The sequence below is a fragment of the Streptomyces sp. CBMA123 genome, assembly GCF_014596465.1.
In the GTDB taxonomy this organism is placed as follows: Bacteria; Actinomycetota; Actinomycetes; order Streptomycetales; family Streptomycetaceae; genus Kitasatospora.
On record NZ_MECK01000235.1, the window covers coordinates 38,014 to 54,368 of the forward strand.

General features: G+C 69.8%; 15 protein-coding genes. 9 read left to right on the forward strand and 6 right to left on the reverse strand.

The window, feature by feature from the left end; translation table 11 throughout:
* Positions 1-41 precede the first annotated feature (41 nt).
* The gene (locus tag BG452_RS24740; protein WP_375896745.1) at positions 42-545 is read right to left on the reverse strand and encodes an SseB family protein; all 504 of its coding nucleotides are present in this window, start codon (positions 543-545) and stop codon (positions 42-44) included.
* A gap of 215 nt (positions 546-760) precedes the next feature.
* Here BG452_RS24740 and BG452_RS24745 point away from each other — a divergent pair, with 215 nt between their 5' ends.
* On the forward strand, positions 761-2,590 hold the full coding sequence (locus tag BG452_RS24745; RefSeq protein WP_188306560.1) for an acyl-CoA dehydrogenase: 1,830 nt from the start codon (positions 761-763) through the stop codon (positions 2,588-2,590).
* A 626-nt stretch (positions 2,591-3,216) separates the two neighbouring features.
* On the forward strand, positions 3,217-4,530 hold the full coding sequence (locus BG452_RS24750; protein ID WP_188306561.1) for a M18 family aminopeptidase: 1,314 nt from the start codon (positions 3,217-3,219) through the stop codon (positions 4,528-4,530).
* 56 nt (positions 4,531-4,586) lie between these two features.
* Here BG452_RS24750 and BG452_RS24755 read toward each other — a convergent pair whose 3' ends face one another.
* On the reverse strand, positions 4,587-6,401 hold the full coding sequence (locus tag BG452_RS24755; RefSeq protein WP_188306562.1) for an NHL domain-containing thioredoxin family protein: 1,815 nt from the start codon (positions 6,399-6,401) through the stop codon (positions 4,587-4,589).
* Between the two features lie 321 nt (positions 6,402-6,722).
* Between BG452_RS24755 and BG452_RS24760 the strand changes: the two genes are divergently transcribed.
* From BG452_RS24760 to BG452_RS24770, 3 genes are all read left to right on the forward strand, one after another.
* Entirely contained in the window at positions 6,723-6,926 is a 204-nt protein-coding gene (locus BG452_RS24760) for a hypothetical protein (protein ID WP_188306563.1), read from the forward strand.
* Entirely contained in the window at positions 6,919-7,155 is a 237-nt protein-coding gene (locus BG452_RS24765) for a hypothetical protein (protein WP_188306564.1), read from the forward strand. Before BG452_RS24760 ends, BG452_RS24765 begins: the two co-directional genes overlap by 8 nt.
* A gap of 1,105 nt (positions 7,156-8,260) precedes the next feature.
* A complete protein-coding gene (locus tag BG452_RS24770) occupies positions 8,261-8,629 on the forward strand; it encodes a hypothetical protein (RefSeq protein ID WP_188306565.1) in 369 nt (122 codons plus the stop codon).
* A gap of 1,060 nt (positions 8,630-9,689) precedes the next feature.
* Here BG452_RS24770 and BG452_RS24775 read toward each other — a convergent pair.
* From BG452_RS24775 to BG452_RS24790, 4 genes are all read right to left on the reverse strand, one after another.
* The gene (locus tag BG452_RS24775; protein ID WP_188306566.1) at positions 9,690-9,965 is read right to left on the reverse strand and encodes a hypothetical protein; all 276 of its coding nucleotides are present in this window, start codon (positions 9,963-9,965) and stop codon (positions 9,690-9,692) included.
* 224 nt (positions 9,966-10,189) lie between these two features.
* Positions 10,190-10,438 (reverse strand): hypothetical protein, encoded by a 249-nt coding sequence (locus BG452_RS24780; protein WP_188306567.1) that lies wholly within the window; start codon positions 10,436-10,438, stop codon positions 10,190-10,192.
* Positions 10,439-10,576: 138 nt separating this feature from the next.
* Positions 10,577-12,112, reverse strand: a complete 1,536-nt coding sequence (locus tag BG452_RS24785) for a recombinase family protein (RefSeq protein ID WP_188306568.1) — start codon at positions 12,110-12,112, stop codon at positions 10,577-10,579.
* Positions 12,113-12,585: 473 nt separating this feature from the next.
* On the reverse strand, positions 12,586-13,563 hold the full coding sequence (locus tag BG452_RS24790) for a ferritin-like domain-containing protein (protein WP_188306569.1): 978 nt from the start codon (positions 13,561-13,563) through the stop codon (positions 12,586-12,588).
* Between the two features lie 303 nt (positions 13,564-13,866).
* On the opposite strand from BG452_RS24790, the gene rimP reads away from it, so the two are divergent.
* From rimP to BG452_RS24810, 4 genes are all read left to right on the forward strand, one after another.
* The gene (gene rimP / locus BG452_RS24795) at positions 13,867-14,406 is read left to right on the forward strand and encodes a ribosome maturation factor RimP (RefSeq protein ID WP_188306570.1); all 540 of its coding nucleotides are present in this window, start codon (positions 13,867-13,869) and stop codon (positions 14,404-14,406) included.
* A gap of 53 nt (positions 14,407-14,459) precedes the next feature.
* The gene (gene nusA / locus BG452_RS24800; protein WP_188306571.1) at positions 14,460-15,452 is read left to right on the forward strand and encodes a transcription termination factor NusA; all 993 of its coding nucleotides are present in this window, start codon (positions 14,460-14,462) and stop codon (positions 15,450-15,452) included.
* A 154-nt stretch (positions 15,453-15,606) separates the two neighbouring features.
* The gene (locus BG452_RS24805) at positions 15,607-15,849 is read left to right on the forward strand and encodes a YlxR family protein (RefSeq protein ID WP_317621212.1); all 243 of its coding nucleotides are present in this window, start codon (positions 15,607-15,609) and stop codon (positions 15,847-15,849) included.
* Positions 15,850-16,079: 230 nt separating this feature from the next.
* A partial coding sequence (locus BG452_RS24810; RefSeq protein WP_188306573.1) for a translation initiation factor IF-2 N-terminal domain-containing protein occupies positions 16,080-16,355 on the forward strand: 276 nt, incomplete at its 3' end.

Sequence of the window (16,355 nt, forward strand, 5' to 3'; positions counted from 1 at the left end):
GAGCCGGGCCTTCCGGCCCGGGGACTCCCTCTCAGGATGGGTCAGCCGTACATCCGGCGCATGGTGAAGTCGACCATCTGCTCGACCGCCTTGGCGTCGAACACCATCCGGTGCTCGCCCTCCATGTCCAGCGCGAAGCCGTAGCCGGTCGGCAGCAGGTCCAGCACCTCGGCGCCGGTGACGGTGAAGTGCTTGGAGTCCTTGCCGGCGTAGCGGCGCAGCTCCTTGAGCGAGCTGAACATCGGGATCACCGGCGTCGGGGTGTTGTGCAGCGCCAGGAAGCCGGGGCGCTCACCTCGCGGGCAGTGCACCTTCGAGGTGATGAAGATGGCCTGGAAGTCCTCGACCGCCATCGAGCCGGTGGTGAAGGCCCGCACCGCGTCCGCCAGGGACGGCGGGGACGGCTCCGGGTAGAGGGACTGCTGGGGCGCCTGCCCCTGGGTGCCGTACGCGTCCGGTCCGGGCATGCCGTTCATGCCCGGCTGCGGACCCGCCTGCTGCTGGTAGGGGTCACCCGGGTATGCGTTCTGGTCATATCCGTACACACGGACAGGCTAGCGGGAGCGCACCCGCCCGCGCTGGCGTCGATCCTGACAAGGAGTGGCCGCCCCGGCTTGTGGGACGTGACCACGTTCATAGCGGATTCACCGCCGGGGGCTTGCCCAAGTTACCGCTGGGTAGCATCATGATGCCTACTGGTGGGTACGGGGCGCCCGAAACGCGGCGGTCTCCCGGAAGCGACGAACCGGAGAAAACGGCCATGGGTCACTACAAGTCCAACCTGCGGGACGTGGAGTTCAACCTCTTCGAGGTGTTCGGTCGCGACCAGGTGTACGGCACCGGCCCGTACGCGGACATGGACGTCGAGACCGCGAAGAACATCCTCAGCGAGATCGCCCGCCTCGCCGAGAACGACCTCGCCGCGTCCTTCACCGACACCGACCGCAACCCGCCGGTCTTCGACCCGGAGACCAACACCGCGCCGGTCCCGGCCGCGTTCAAGAAGAGCTACCAGACCTTCATGGACGCCGAGTGGTGGCGCCTGGGCATCCCGGAGTCCATCGGCGGCCAGGTCACCCCGAACTCGCTGATCTGGGCCTTCGCCGAGCAGATCCTGGGCTCCAACCCCGCCATCTGGATGTACTCCTCCGGCCCGGCCTTCGCCGGCGTCATCGCCGACGAGGGCACCGAGGAGCAGCTCGAGGTCGCCAAGCGGATGACCGACCGCCTGTGGGGCTCCACCATGGTCCTCACCGAGCCCGACGCGGGCTCCGACGTGGGCGCCGGCCGCACCAAGGCGATCCAGCAGGAGGACGGCTCCTGGCACATCGAGGGTGTGAAGCGCTTCATCACCTCGGGCGAGCACGACATGTCCGAGAACATCATCCACATGGTGCTGGCCCGCCCCGAGGGCGGTAAGCCGGGCACCAAGGGCCTGGGCCTGTTCATCGTCCCCAAGTTCGACTTCGACTGGGAGACCGGCGAGCTGGGCGAGCGCAACGGCGTCTACGCCACCAACGTCGAGCACAAGATGGGCCTCAAGGCCTCGAACACCTGCGAGATGACCTTCGGCGCCAAGCACCCGGCCAAGGGCTGGCTGCTCGGCGAGAAGGTCGACGGCATCCGCCAGATGTTCAAGATCATCGAGTTCGCCCGGATGATGGTCGGCACGAAGGCCATCGCCACCCTCTCCACCGGCTACCTGAACGCCCTGGAGTACGCCAAGGAGCGCGTGCAGGGCGCCGACATCTCGCAGTTCCTGGACAAGACCGCCCCGCGCGTCACCATCACCCACCACCCCGACGTGCGCCGCTCGCTGCTCACCCAGAAGGCCTACGCCGAGGGCATGCGCGCGCTGGTCCTGTTCACCGCGTCCGTCCAGGACGACATGACCGCCGCCAAGCTGCGCGGCGAGACCGACGAGGCCGCCGAGCGCCTCAACGACCTGCTCCTGCCGATCGTCAAGGGCTACGGCTCGGAGAAGTCCTACGAGCAGCTCGCCCAGTCCCTGCAGACCTTCGGTGGCTCCGGCTACCTGCAGGAGTACCCGATCGAGCAGTACATCCGCGACGCCAAGATCGACACCCTGTACGAGGGCACCACGGCGATCCAGGGCCAGGACTTCTTCTTCCGCAAGATCGTCAAGGACGGCGGCCAGGCGCTGGCCGCGCTGTCCGAGCAGATCCAGAAGTTCCTCGCCTCCGCCGAGGGCGGCGACGCCCTGGCCGCCGAGCGCGAGCTGCTCGCCAAGGCCGCCGCCGACCTGGAGGCCATCGTCGGCAAGCTCATCGCCGACCTGACCTCGGTCGAGCAGGACGTCAAGAACATGTACAAGGTGGGCCTCAACACCACCCGCCTGCTGATGGTCTCCGGCGACGTCGTCGTCGGCTGGCTGCTGCTGCGCCAGGCCGCGGTGGCCCTGGCCAAGCTGGAGGCCGGCGCCTCCGAGAAGGACGTGCCGTTCTACCAGGGCAAGGTCGCGGCCGCCCGCTTCTTCGCCAAGAACGTCCTCCCGACCATCGCCCCGCAGCGGGCGATCGCCGAGGGCATCGACAACGAGATCATGGAGCTGGCGGAGGAGGCCTTCTAAGGCCCGTACCCACCCGTCGCCCGCCACCTCCCTTCGTGGGACACGCTGCGCGCGGCACCTCCTGAACCGCCTGACGACACCCTCACACCGAAGGGCCCGGCTGCCACCGGGCCCTTCGGTGTTTCCGCGTGGTTCCGGTGTTCTCGGGGTTTCAGTGTTTTCGGACAGTTCTGAAACTACGTGCCGCGGAGCGCGGTGAGCGGGTCGGTGCGGGCGGCGCGCAGGGCCGGGTAGAGGCAGGCCAGGAGGCCGTCGTCGTCGTGGTCAACGGAGGCCTCTCCCGGGGGACTTCACTGGGACGAGTGTGATCACCGGCCGCCGGGAAGGGGGACGGGTTCCCGGGATTTCCGTTCCGCTCGGCCCTGTTGACGGTCGGCCACGGGCCGCGCGGCCCGGCGGGACTCCTCCGGGGTCGGCTGGGAGGGCGGCCGGACGGGCCTGCTGACGGTGTGCGACGGCGGGGGACCGGGCGGTGAAGGGGGGTCGGTGAGGTGCGGGTTCGGGGTTGTGTGGGTGTTCCGCATCGCATGCGAGGTCACGAATGCCATGTCCGTGTACGGGCATATGCTCAAGGTGCGAAGCCGATCCCCCATCCGGCTTCGGCCCTCCCTCGACCCTGGAGCAGTATGTCGACCGCCGCCCGCCAGGCATTCTTCGACCGGACGCACACCGACGATCTGATCGCGTTCCTCGGCACGTCGCCGTCCCCGTACCACGCGGTCGCGAGCGCCGCCGAGCGCCTGGAGAAGGCGGGGTTCCGTCAGGTCGCGGAGACGGACGCCTGGGACGCGACGGCCGGCGGGCGCTACCTGATCCGCGGGGGCGCGCTGATCGCCTGGTACCTGCCGGAGGGGGTCGGGCCGCAGACACCGTTCCGGATCGTCGGCACCCACACCGACTCGCCCAACCTGCGGGTGAAGCCGGTGCCGGACGCCGGCTCGGCCGGGTGGCGGCAGGTCGCGGTGGAGATCTACGGCGGCGTTCCGCTGAACTCCTGGCTCGACCGTGACCTGGGCCTGTCCGGCAGACTGGCGCTGAAGGACGGCAGCGCGCGGCTCGTCCAGCTGGACGAGCCGCTGCTGCGCGTGCCCCAGCTCGCCATCCACCTGGACCGCCAGGTCAACGACGGCATGAAGCTCGACCGGCAGCGGCACCTCACCCCGATCTGGGGTCTCGGGCCGGTCGACGAGGGCTCGCTGATCGCCTACGTCGCCGAGCGGGCCGGGCTCGCCGCCGAGGACGTGGCCGGCTGGGACCTCATGACCCACGACGTCCAGCCCGCCTCCTACCTGGGCCGCGACCGGGAGCTGCTGGCCGGCCCGCGCCTGGACAACCTGCTGTCGGTGCACGCGGCCACCGCCGCGCTGGCCGCCGTGGCCGTCGCCGCCGCCGAGGGCGGGGTCGCGCTGCCGTACATCCCGGTGCTGGCCGCCTTCGACCACGAGGAGACCGGCAGCGAGTCCGACACCGGCGCGCAGAGCCCGCTGCTCGGCAACGTGCTCGACCGGACGGTCCACGCCCGCGGCGGCTCCCCGGAGGACCGCGCCCGGGCGCTGGCCGGCACCGTCTGCCTGTCCTCGGACATGGGCCACGCCGTCCACCCGAACTACTCCGAGCGGCACGAGCCGGGCCACCACCCGCTGCCGAACAACGGGCCGATCCTCAAGGTCAACGTCAACAACCGCTACGCGACCGACGGCGTCGGCCGGGCGGTGTTCGCGGCCGCCTGCGAGAAGGCCGGCGTGCCGTGGCAGAGCTTCGTGTCCAACAACGCGATGCCCTGCGGTACGACGATCGGACCGATCACGGCGGCGCGGCTGGGCATCAAGACGGTGGACTGCGGCATCGCGGCGCTGTCCATGCACTCGGCGCGCGAGCTGTGCGGGGCGGAGGACCCGTACCTGCTGGCGAGCGCGATCAAGGCGTTCCTGGAGGGCTGAGGACGCCGACACCCGGAGGGGGCCCGTTCTCGGCGGGCCCCCTCCGCGCTGCCCGGCTACTCCATGCCCGCCAGCACCAGCGGGAGGCGGCGGACGCCGTCGGCGACCAGCTTCACCGGCACGCCCCAGTCCTGCTGGTGCACGTGGCAGGCCGGGAACTCGATCGCCGGGTCGTCGTCGCAGGAGGCGGCCATCGCGGAGACGTGCAGCACGCCCTCGGTGACCTCGTCGGAGAGCACCAGCTCGCGGGAGAGGTCGGTGTCCGCGCCCGCGCCGGAGACCAGCAGCTCGGGCGGGGTCGAGCTGACCAGCAGTCGGGTCGACGGGCCGTAGCGCTCGTCCAGCTTCTGGCCGCTCGGCGCCTCGAAGACCACGTCCAGCCGGAGGGCGCCGGGGGCGACCTCGGTGGCCGCCCGCTGGGTGCGGTGCGCCACCGACTCGACCCGCACCGCCTCCTCCGGCAGCCGCAGCCTGGTCAGCCGGTGCCGGGCCGACTCGACCACCACGATGTCGTCGTCCACCAGCACCGCCCCGGAGGGCTCGCGCAGGTCGGTGGCCAGGGTGGTGACCTCGCCGCTCGCCGGGTCGAAGCGGCGCAGCGCGTGGTTGTAGGTGTCGCTGACGGCCACCGAGCCGTCCGGCAGCACCGTCACGCCCAGCGGGTGCTGGAACAGCGCCTGGTCGGCGGCGCCGTCACGGTGACCGAAATCGAACAGGCCGGTGCCGACGGCGGTGTGGACGGTCCTGGTTTCACGTGAAACGAAACGCAGCGCCGAGGTCTCCGAGTCGGCCACCCAGAGCTTCCCGCCGTCCGCCGAGACCGCCAGGCCGGACGGCTGGGCGAACCAGGCCTCGGCGACCGGGCCGTCCACCAGGCCCTCGTTGGTGGTGCCGGCCGCGACGCCGACCGTACCGGCCGCCGGGTCGTACGCCCACAGCTGGTGCACGCCGGCCATCGCGATCCACACCCGGCCGTCGAACCAGGCGACGTCCCACGGCGAGGAGAGGTCCACCTCGCGGGCCGGGCCCGCGGTGGGTGAGCCCTGCCACCACTGACGGCCGGTGCCGGCCAGGGTGGTGACGCTGCCGTCGGCCAGCCGCACACCGCGCAGCGCGTGGTTCACCGTGTCGGCGACGACCACGTCGTAGTCGCCACCCTCGGGGAGCAGCGCCAGGCCCTGCGGCTCGCTGAACCGCGGACTGGTGCCGTCCACCAGACCGCGCTGCCCGTCACCGATCCGGCGCACCACCGTCTCGCCGTCCTCGGCCAGCTCGACCAGGCTGTGGTGGCCGGAGTCGGCGACCAGGAAGTGGCCGTTCGGCAGCCGCACCGCCTTGCCGGGGAACTTGAGGTCGTCGCTGCTCGGCTCCGGCGCCACGTACGGGCCGTCGCCGCGGCGCAGGGTGCCCTTGGCCTCGTGCTCCGCCTCCAGCTCGGCCACCAGGCGGGCGATCGCGTGGGCGTGGCCCTCACCGGCGTGCTGGGCCACCACGTAGCCCTCGGGGTCGATCACGACGAGCGTCGGCCAGGCGCGGACGGCGTACTGCTTCCAGGTCGCCAGCGCCGGATCGTCCAGCACCGGGTGGTGCACCTCGTAGCGGGCCACGGCGTCGACGACGGCCTGGTGGTCGGCCTCGTGCACGAACTTCGGCGAGTGCACCCCGACGATCACCACGGTGTCGCGGTGCTGCTCCTCGAGCTCGCGGAGCTCGTCGAGGACGTGCAGACAGTTGATGCAGCAGAAGGTCCAGAAGTCTAGTACGACACACTTACCTCGCAGGTCGGCAAGCCTGAGTTCCTTGCCGCCTGTGTTGAGCCATCCACCGGCGCCGACCAGCTCGGGGGCGCGGACACGTGCACGAGAAGCCATGTCCTCATCCAACCCCATCAGGTCGTGGAAGCATTCCGTGCGGGCCATGAAGGGGAAGCGGCACCCGGCTGGCGACAGAGGTGAGGCACGTCAGGAGCCGGGGGAGCGCCGCCAGGGGGGTCATGCTGCTGGGGCTCACGGACCTGCCGCCGGGTGCTGGTGCTGCCTGAGGCGTCCTTCGGTGTGCTCACGGAGGCTGCGGGCTACGACCCGGATCAGAGCCGAGTAAATCCGCCACCGTTAGGACGTCCAGGTCCTTGGGCTATGGATGGCCGGCGAGGAGAAGCGGCAGCTTCACGCGCCGGACTGCGAGGGCGCGTCGTGAGTCTTCGAGAGATCGCCGGACAGCCGTCCGAGGGCCTGGCGTCGGACGCTGACGCGTGCGTGACGTGCGACTACTTCGACCGGGCGGAAGCCCAGTACTCGGACGAGCAGTACCCGACCATTCGACGGATGCTCACCCGCAACCGTGCCCAGCACATCCAGGACGGGGAGTGCGCGAGGCCGGGGATGCCCGGTGAGTGACCAGGACGCCCCGAAGACCGCCCCGGACGAGCCCGCCGAGGACGCGGGCCCGGTGGACCCGTTCGAGTGGCTTCACGTCCACCCCTGGCCCCCGAAGCGGCGCACCGAGTCCCGGCCGGTTCTGACCCCGGAGGAGTTCAGCGAGGCGCCGCTCTCGCCGGAGGACTGCCGACGGCGGGCCGAGCTGCTGGCGAAGGTGCGCGACGCCAACCACTACCCGAGACGCTGAGGCGCCCGGGGAATCCCGGCTCGAGGTCCGGCGGTCTGGGTCTTGGCGGCTCTGGGACGAGATGGAGGCCGCCCACAACCGACGGGCAGTCGCCGGACAGCCCGGATACGAGCGGTACGGGCTCACGGTGCCCCCCACCGGACAGACGGCCTGGCTGGACGGTCCCGGGAACGCCCTGCCCTGATTCCGAGCCCGGTCGCCGATGCGTCCTCCACAGAGCGGCCGGGCCACGTCTCCCGCTGCCGGGGAAGGCACGCCGAGCGCAGCCGGGTCGGCCCCGGCCCCTGTCTCAGTTCACGACGGGCGGCCGGGGCTTCCTCGTGCCCGAAACGCAAGAACCCCCGGGCCCCTCACGGCGAGGGTGTCCCGGGGGTCACTTGGTTCACAGCCTGTTGCCGGTGCCTAAGCACGCGCTAACCGTGCTTTGCGGCGTCTTTGGGAGTCCAATTTCCGAGCCTCTCGGTATGGACTCCACTGCAAGGGTGGCTAGTTGATCGTTTGTGGGCATGAAAACGGCATCACACCCAGGGCGCGTGTTTCGAGCTGGGACCGGGATCGCTGAGCGGCCAGGCTGTGAACTTCCGGAGCGCCCCACTCAGGCCCAGGACGAGCCGTTAGAACGGCGGACGCTGGTGGTCGAAGTCGCGTCGAGTCTTGGTCCGATGACACGACTTGCAGAGCACTGAACGTTGCCGTCCACGTCTTCGCCACCGAGTGCGAGCGGCTGCCGGTGGTCGATGTCCACGCCGCCGGGCAGGAACCGCCCACCACACGCGGCACAGTCACCATGTCCAGTGCGACGCACCGCCTTGCGCAGACGCGCCGCCGCATCCATACCAGCCGCTATGGCTGCCCGCCGCTTGCGATGTGACTGCACCGTGCGACCGGCCTCATAGGTCTGGTGGTGCTCGTCGCACCGGCCGTTGCGGGTGGCCCACCCCCTACAGTCAAGGCACCGTGTGCGCATGACCCCCTCCCCCCTTGAGTCACGGATCACGTGATCCGTGGCCTCATGCCATGGTTCACCAAGCCGCACCCTAATTAATTTACAGTTATGTGGTATCGGGCATCCGCCCTATCCTGTTGCAGACAGGGCGGGAGGATCGTGACTGAGAATCAGATCAACGGCAGCGACGTCGAGTTAGCGGTTCAGGCCGAGATTGTGAACGGCGGCATCTACTTAGGTACGCCCCGCGACAGGGACGAGATGACCGGCATCTACCGCGAGATCTATGTGCGAACGAAGCGCCTGATAGATGCACTACCCGCGATGCCCGTAGCCATCCACGGGGCGACGATGCGGCGCCGTGCGCACCTACGGTTAGACGCCGCTTCATACTTCGAAGCCCACGAGCCCGATGTCGTGGTCCGTGCCCCAGTCAGCGGGACAGTACTTTCGTCAACTTCAAGTCGAAGCGGCAGGGCTGGCAGACTTTCTAGACGACATCGCGACTATGGGAATGTCGAAAGATGACCGCATCAGTCTGTGGCGGATGCGCGGAGACTTCGAACACTTGCTTCGCGTCTTTGTGGAGAACATCCCCCGCCGAAGCTAGCTGGCGGAGCCGCCGCGTCGTCCACGCCCGCTTTCGGCAATGGCTACTCGTGGGCGACGCGGCCCCTTCGCCGCACGACTCCGGCGGCAACCCCGGTAGCGCGGGGCTCGTGGTACATGGGCGAAAGGCCACGGCTGGGTTCTCTGACCACCTGCCACAGAGGGGTGTGCGGAACTCCCCGCCGTCCTACCTTCCCCAGAGCGCAACGACTTCCCGGGGCTCCCCCGTGTCCCCCCGTTCCCCGGGGCGCTGCGGCTCTGCCCCCTCTAGAGCGCAAGCCCTTCCTGGCGTTCTGCTGTTTTGAAGGCTGATCCCGGCTCTCTTTAGAAATCTCTATGGTGTTTCGGGATCGGGTATCAAAACACCAGAACACCACGGCTTCCCGCTGCACTGGCATGCACATGACCTCGGCGAGCATCGGTGGCAAGCACCGTATAGCCCCGCGTTGATCAATCGTCTACCGGAGGCCGGTCGACTGTTGGACACCGAACCGCTTCGGGCCCTTGGAGGACCATCGTGATCAAGCGTGCAGTAATAGGCGTGGCGACGGCCGCGCTGGTTGGCCTCGGCACCGGCGTGGCGCTCGCAAACGCAGGCGTGGACAGCGCCGCCCGGCCGACCGCCAGTTATACAACTCCAGTGTCGACGCCCCCCGCCATGACAGAGTCTGCGCTAGTGGGGGGCAGCAGCGCTGATGTCACCTCGGCCTGGTGGAACCACTCCTCGCACCACGCAAACGGGGGAAGCGCTTCTGCTGCCACCCCGGCTGATTGGTGGCATGCTCATGTGAACGCAGAGGGCTGGCTCGACAACCCCCATGAGGACGTTCTCTGATCCCTCAGGATTGCCCGCCGATGCTCGTGCGCCGGCGGGCATCTTCTGTTGCGCGGCGTACTTCTCAGAGCCGCCTCAGGGCGGCCTCACACAGCCAAGGTGTCAGCTCCCCTGCCTGAGGCTGACCGGAGCAGCGATGCAGGTTCAGCGGTCGGCGTCGCTTATAGAGACAGGCGGCGCGTCATCGACACAGATCGTGACAGCGACGTCAAGTGGTTCCGGGTAGTCCACATGCAGGATGAACTCGACGCCGCCAGGCTCGCCGGAGAAATGATCGTTTTCACCGTGGGGTGAGATGTTGCTGATCCACACGTCGGCGTCGCCTAGGTTGTAGATGAAGTCCTGTTCGAGCGATTGGCCACCGGGGAAGATTTCACTCGGAGCTGCATCTATAACCTGGCCGGCGGTGATGTGGACCACGGCATGCCTCGTCTTTATGACGCCAGGCAGCCGCACGTTCATAGGTATACGGCCATGCAGGCCCCGATACCGAAGTCGGAATGATTTTGGCACCACTACCTCCAGGCTCTCAGGGAGGAGTGGCCGGTGATCACTAGCCAGGTCCTTATCCAGCGTCACCCCGAACGGCCTGACCGGCAAGTGCGGCGAGGGGCAACTTGGGCACAGGCGGGCTCCCGGGGCCCTCAGACCCGCCTCAGGACCTCCTCACAGGCCGCGCAGCGCCTGTCCCGTAGGTAGATCGGGTACCAGGGCTCTCCGGGCCCCTCAGGCCGGTAATGGGAGTGCTCCATGGGCGTGGTGTCTCGACCGCAGAGCGTCCGGTCCTGGGGGTCCTCCGGGGCGTCCGGGTCGGCGCCGGCTGCGTGGACCATGAGGACGGCGGGCGGGGCCTGGTCGGCGTCCAGCTCGAAGAGCACGACGATCGAGGCCATGGTTCGATCCTGCATTCCAGCGGCCCCTTCCGCGCCCGCTGTGCGGCCGTCTGCGGGCATGAAGAAGCCCCGGCACGCTCAGGGGCCATGCCGGGGCTGTCTTGGGCGCTCTAGGTAGGGGAGAGGGCTTGCCCCTCGCTACTGCTTGATTTCGGCCCACTTGATACGGACTCGCTGCTCCGGGACGAAGCGCTTGCCGCGTTCGCCCTTGCTGATGAGCACGCCGTCTATGGCCAGGGACAGGCGGTCCCGTTTCTGGTCCTGCGTTGAAGCCGCCCAGGCGGGGAGCAACAACTCGCTGTCCAGCAGCGGAGTGATGTCGACGGCAGGGAGCGGGATGTTGGCGAGGTCGGAGCGCAGACCATCGATACGGCTCTGGAGCCGGGCGGCGAGGCGGTCGTAGCGGTCGAGGGCGCCGGGGCGGTCGAACTCGCCACGAACGTAGCGGGCATCCTCCAGGTCGGCCAACCGGGCTTCCTGATCGGTGATTTCGGAGGCGATCGCGTCCCGCTTGGCGAAGGTTTCGGGGTCGGTCCGCTTCGTCCAACGGTCGGCTATCGCCACCAGCAGGGGGTCATCGAGATCCAGCGTGGGGAGCAGCGAGAGGAACCACTCGGAGACGTACTCGTCCACCCGGTCGGCCATGGCGCTGGCCCCGGGGCACTGGTTGCCTGCTCGGCGAGCCATGCACTGATAGCTGTTGCCGACCTTGTGCATCCGACGACCGCACCCCGGTACATCGCAGAAGATCAGGCTGGTGAGAAGCGCCGTGCCGTTCGGTTTCGGCATCCGCTTGCCAGCGTGGGCGCGGGTCCGGGATTCGAGCTGCCGGATGATCCGCTCGCGCTCGCCGACCGTGATGATCCCTTCGCCGATGCTCACGGTGTCCAGCGTCTCGGGGTCGCGGTAGGGGAACACGCGGCTTGTGAACTTGCGGCTGCCGTCTTCCGCTTCGATGGTTTCGGTCTCGGGCATGAGACCGGCAAAGGCAGGCGACTTGACCAGGTTCATGATGCTCGCGGCGTTCCACTGGCCACCCCGAGCCGAGGGGATGTCGTACTCGTTGAGCAGCCGGGCGATCTGTACGAGGGACTTGCCGGCCAACGCGTCATCCGCGATCAGCCGGGCGTAGACGGCCGTCTCGGGGTCGTGCACCAGCTTCTTCGTGGCGGGGTCGACCAGCAGCCCGTACGGAGGCTGTCCGCCGATCCACTGGCCCTGTCGGCGCAGGTGTTGCTTCGCGTGGGCCACGCGGGTGCCGAGGTTCTTCGACTCGGAGCGGGCGAGTTCGGCGAGCATGGCGACGACCATGCGGGCCGAGTCGTTCGAGGTGTCGAGACCGTCCACGACGGAGACCAGACGGCCACCCGCCTTCTCGATGTCGTCCAGGACCTTGCCGACCTGGCCGATGCCCTTGCGGGACAGGCGGTCGAGCTTCCACACGATCAAGGTCCCGACGACGCCCGCCGTGACGGCGGCAAGGGCGGAGTCGAAGCCTTTGCGCTCAACGTCCTTGAAGCCGGAGCGACCCCGGTCGATGTGGACCTTGCGGACCGTCAGGCCGTTGCGCTCGGCCCATGCGCGGCAGTCGGCTTCCTGCCGTTCGATCGCCGTCTTGCCGTCGCGGTCCAAGGACAGCCGAAGGTACAGGTCACACAGGGTGTGGTGGTGCACGTACGCCCCCTCTGAAGATCCCTACATTGTGTAGGACTTCCAGAAGTCCAGGATGGTGATCTTGCCCCGGAAGTCGGCGAGGGTGAGGTCCTTGTCGCCGGTGTTGAGCTAACCGCCGGCGCCGACGAGTTCGGGGGCGCGTACGCGTGCACGAGATGCCATGGGGGTTATCCAACCTCATGTGGGGTGGGGGGACGCTGACGCGGGGGTGTGTTCGTGGGGGTGGGCTCTCGGGTGGGTGGGTGCCGGGGGCGGCTCCGGGGGTGGCCGCTCCGGGGGCTGGGTGATTTTCCGACTGCCGACCCTCATCGCGGGGGGTTGAGACCGTTGGCAGTCTGAAAATCACCCGTCACGCCCCTCTCCGCAGCCACCCCCTGCGCCGCCCCCTTCCGCAGCGCGTCCCTCTCGCCTGGTCGGGTGAGGGGGTGGGTGGGCGGGGGAGGTGGAGGGAGGGTGGGGGAGCGGGGGGTGGGTCAGTTGGGGGTGGTGGTGGGGGTGGGGAGGGGCTCGGGGATGCCGGGGAAGGGGGTGTCGGGGGCGCCCCAGTGGTGGGCTCGGAGGGCGCAGTCGCGGAGGGCGGTGGCTGCGGTGGGGCGGTGGGGGGTGGGGAACTCGGCGACCAGGTCGGCGTAGACGGTGGTAAGGCGGGTTTCCAGGTGGGCGGCGAGTTGGGTGGCGGTGGTGGTGTCGGTGACGGGGAAGGGGAGTTGGTAGCCGCCGGCGGCGGGGGCGGGGGTGGCGCCGAGGCCGGTGATGAGGCGTTGCCAGGCGTCGCGTTGGGCTTGGTGGGCGGCGTAGGCGGTGCGAGCGTCGGCGCGCTGTTGGTCGTCGGGGAGGTGGGCGCCGACGACGCCGTAGCCGTAGATGGCGGCGTGTTCGGCGCTCAGGGCCTGCTGGAGGGCGGGGAGTGCCGCGCCGGGGGTGGGGGTGGGGGTGGTGGCCGGGGCGGGTTGGTCGGCGGGGGCGCCGAGGGCGGCGGCGTGCAGGGCGTTGGCGGTGGCCACCGAGGCGAGCAGGCGGGCGAGGGGTGGGCGGGCTGCGCCGAGGTCGGCCAGGCGGGCTTGGGCGGTCTGGCGTTCCAGGGTGGCCAGGGTGGCGGGGGTGGGGGTGCCGCTGGGGGGTGTGGTGGGGGTCGTGGTGGTGGGTGTCGGGGGGACGGAGGCGGCCGGGATGCCGTAGGCGAGGGCGGCGCGGTGCTGGGCGGTCTCGGCGCGGAGGGTCCTGAGCAGGGCGGTCTGGGCCCCGGGCGCGGCGAGGAGGGTGTCGTAGGCCGCCAGCAGGGTGTCGGTGGCGGCGACGGCGCGCAGGCGGACGGGGGCGTCCGGGTCGGGGCCGGGGCCCTTGGCGCCGGGTAGGACGTCGCCGTCGGGGTCGGTGCCGGAGTTGGTGCAGGCGGTGGTGAGGGTGATCAGGCCGAGGGCCAGGAAGGTCCTTCGGCTGGGCGGCTGCATCGGGGTCACTCCGGAGCGGGTACGGGAGGACGGCCTCCCCGCCTGCCCTCGAGGGAATGAATCTTCGCAGAACCCCCACGTTTGCGGGTGGTGTTCGAGGGTTCGGTGCGGTGGGTGGGGCGGTGTGAGCTTGCTCGCAGTGAGTGGCGTGCGGCTGGTCGGGGGAGGTCCGGAATCGGTGGTTCGCGGCTTCACCGGCTAGGCTTTGGGCCGAGCTGCCGTGACCCGGTGTGCGCCCCGAGGGGCGCGGAGGGTGCGGGGCGACCTCTGACAACAGCAGACGCGGCCGAGGAGTCCACCCGGATGAGCACCACCCACACCGACCGGCTGCGCGCGTTGCTGGAGCCGCTGGCCGTCCAGGCCGGACTGGACCTGGAGGACGTCAAGGTCACCAAGGCGGGCAACCGCCGGCAGGTGCAGATCGACGTCGACACCGACGGCGGCGTGGACATGGACGCCATCGCCGAGTTCAGCCGGGCGGTCGGTGAGGCCCTGGACGCCTCGGACGTGATGGGGGACGAGCCGTACCTGCTGGAGGTCGGCTCGCCGGGGGCGGAGCGTCCGCTGGTCCTGCCGCGGCACTGGCAGCGCGCCGAGGGCCGGCTCGCCAAGATCCACCTGGTCGACGGCGGGGAGCTGGTCGCCCGGGTGCTGGAGGCGGACGAGGCCGGCGCGCTGGTCGAGGTGCAGCCGGTGAAGGGGCGGGGCCGTCCCAAGGAGCGCCGCCTGGAGTACGTCGAGGTGGCCCGGGCGCGGGTCCAGGTCGAGTTCAACCGCAAGGACGACGAGCAGCTCCTGGACGAGGCCGCCGACTTCGACGAGGGGGACGACGGCGCCGAGTGAGCCGGCCGCCGTACGACCATCATGAACGTGACGAAAGACGAGGAGGCGTAGCCGTGGACATCGACATGAGTGCCCTGCGCACGCTGGTCAACGAGAAGAACATCCCCTTCGACCTGCTGGTCGAGTCCATCGAGTCCGCCCTCCTCACCGCGTACCACCGCACCGAGGGCTCGCGCCGTCGCGCCCGGGTGCAGCTGGACCGCAAGAGCGGCCACGTCACCGTGTGGGCCATGGAGGACCCGGCGGAGCTGGACGAGGGCGTCGAGCCGAAGGAGTTCGACGACACCCCGAACGGCTTCGGCCGGATCGCGTCCAGCATCGGCATCCAGGTGATGATGCAGCGCCTGCGCGACGCCGCCGACGACCAGACCTTCGGTGAGTACGCGGGCAAGGAGGGCGACATCGTCACCGGCGTCGTCCAGCAGGGCAACGACCCGAAGAGCGTGCTGGTCGACATCGGCAAGCTGGAGGCCATCCTGCCGCCGCAGGAGCAGGTCCCGGGCGAGGACTACCGGCACGGCACCCGGCTGAAGTGCTACGTGGTGGCGGTGCGCCGTGGTGTCCGCGGCCCGTCGGTGACGCTGTCGCGCACCCACCCGAGCCTGGTGAAGAAGCTGTTCGCGCTGGAGGTCCCGGAGATCGCGGACGGCAGCGTGGAGATCGCGGCGATCGCCCGTGAGGCCGGCCACCGCACCAAGATCGCGGTCTGGTCGCGCCGGGCCGGGCTGAACGCCAAGGGCGCCTGCATCGGACCGATGGGCTCCCGGGTGCGCGCCGTGATGGGCGAGCTGCACGGCGAGAAGATCGACATCGTCGACTGGTCCGAGGACCCGGGCGAGATGGTCGCCGCGGCGCTGTCCCCCGCGCGGGTGACCAGCGTGGAGATCGTGGACGCCGCCCAGCGTTCCGCCCGGGTGATCGTGCCGGACTACCAGCTGTCCCTGGCGATCGGCAAGGAGGGGCAGAACGCCCGTCTGGCTGCGCGCCTCACCGGGTGGCGGATCGACATCCGGCCGGACACCGAGGGTCAGGGCGAGCCCCAGTAGGAAGACGGAGGGCCCCCGGCCCGGTAGTCAGCGTTGTTCCCGGCGCCCCCGCCGGTCCTCCGGGATCTGCGGGGCGGCGCCATCTCCCTTCGGAGGGGTAGACTTGCCTTCGTCTGGCCGGACGCACGTCCGAGCACGCCCGGAACGCACCTGCGTGGGCTGCCGCAAGCGCGCGGCCAAGCACCAGCTGTTGCGTGTCACGGCGGTCGAGGGCGTCTGCGTCCCTGATCCCCGTGGCGCACTGCCGGGCCGGGGCGCGCACCTGCACCTCGATCCGGCCTGCCTCGACCTCGCGGTCCGCCGTCGGGCGTTCCCCCGGGCCTTCCGGCTCCAGGGGACGCTCGACACGGAGCGGCTCCGCGGGTTCATCGAGGAGCGGGCGGGCGGAGCCTCCTAGGCGGGCCGCCTCACGCGACAACCGCCGCTCATCGCGGCGGAGAACCACCGCAACAAGCACAGCGCTTGGGCAGCCGCGCGCCGTGCCACCAGTCAGGTACCTCGCGATGTGGAAGTAGGTCGAGATTGCGATGAGCACTCGATGAGTACGCGATGAGTACGCGATGGGTACGCCCATGAAGTAGCGACAGTCCGGCGGACGAGACCCCCGGACTCATAGACAGGAGTGAAGTGGCTAAGGTCCGGGTTTATGAACTCGCCAAGGAGCTTGGTTTGGAGAGCAAGGCCGTCATGGCCAAGCTCACCGAGCTCGGTGAGTTCGTCCGTTCGGCGTCCTCGACCATCGAGGCGCCGGTCGTACGCAAGTTGACTGACGCGCTTGGTGTGGCCCCCACCGGTGGTGGCGCTGCCAAGCCTGGCCCGCGGAAGCCCGCGGCGCCCCAGCCCGCGGCAGGTGCCGCGGGTGCACCCAAGCCGGGTGCCCCGACCCCGGGTCCGCGCCCCAGC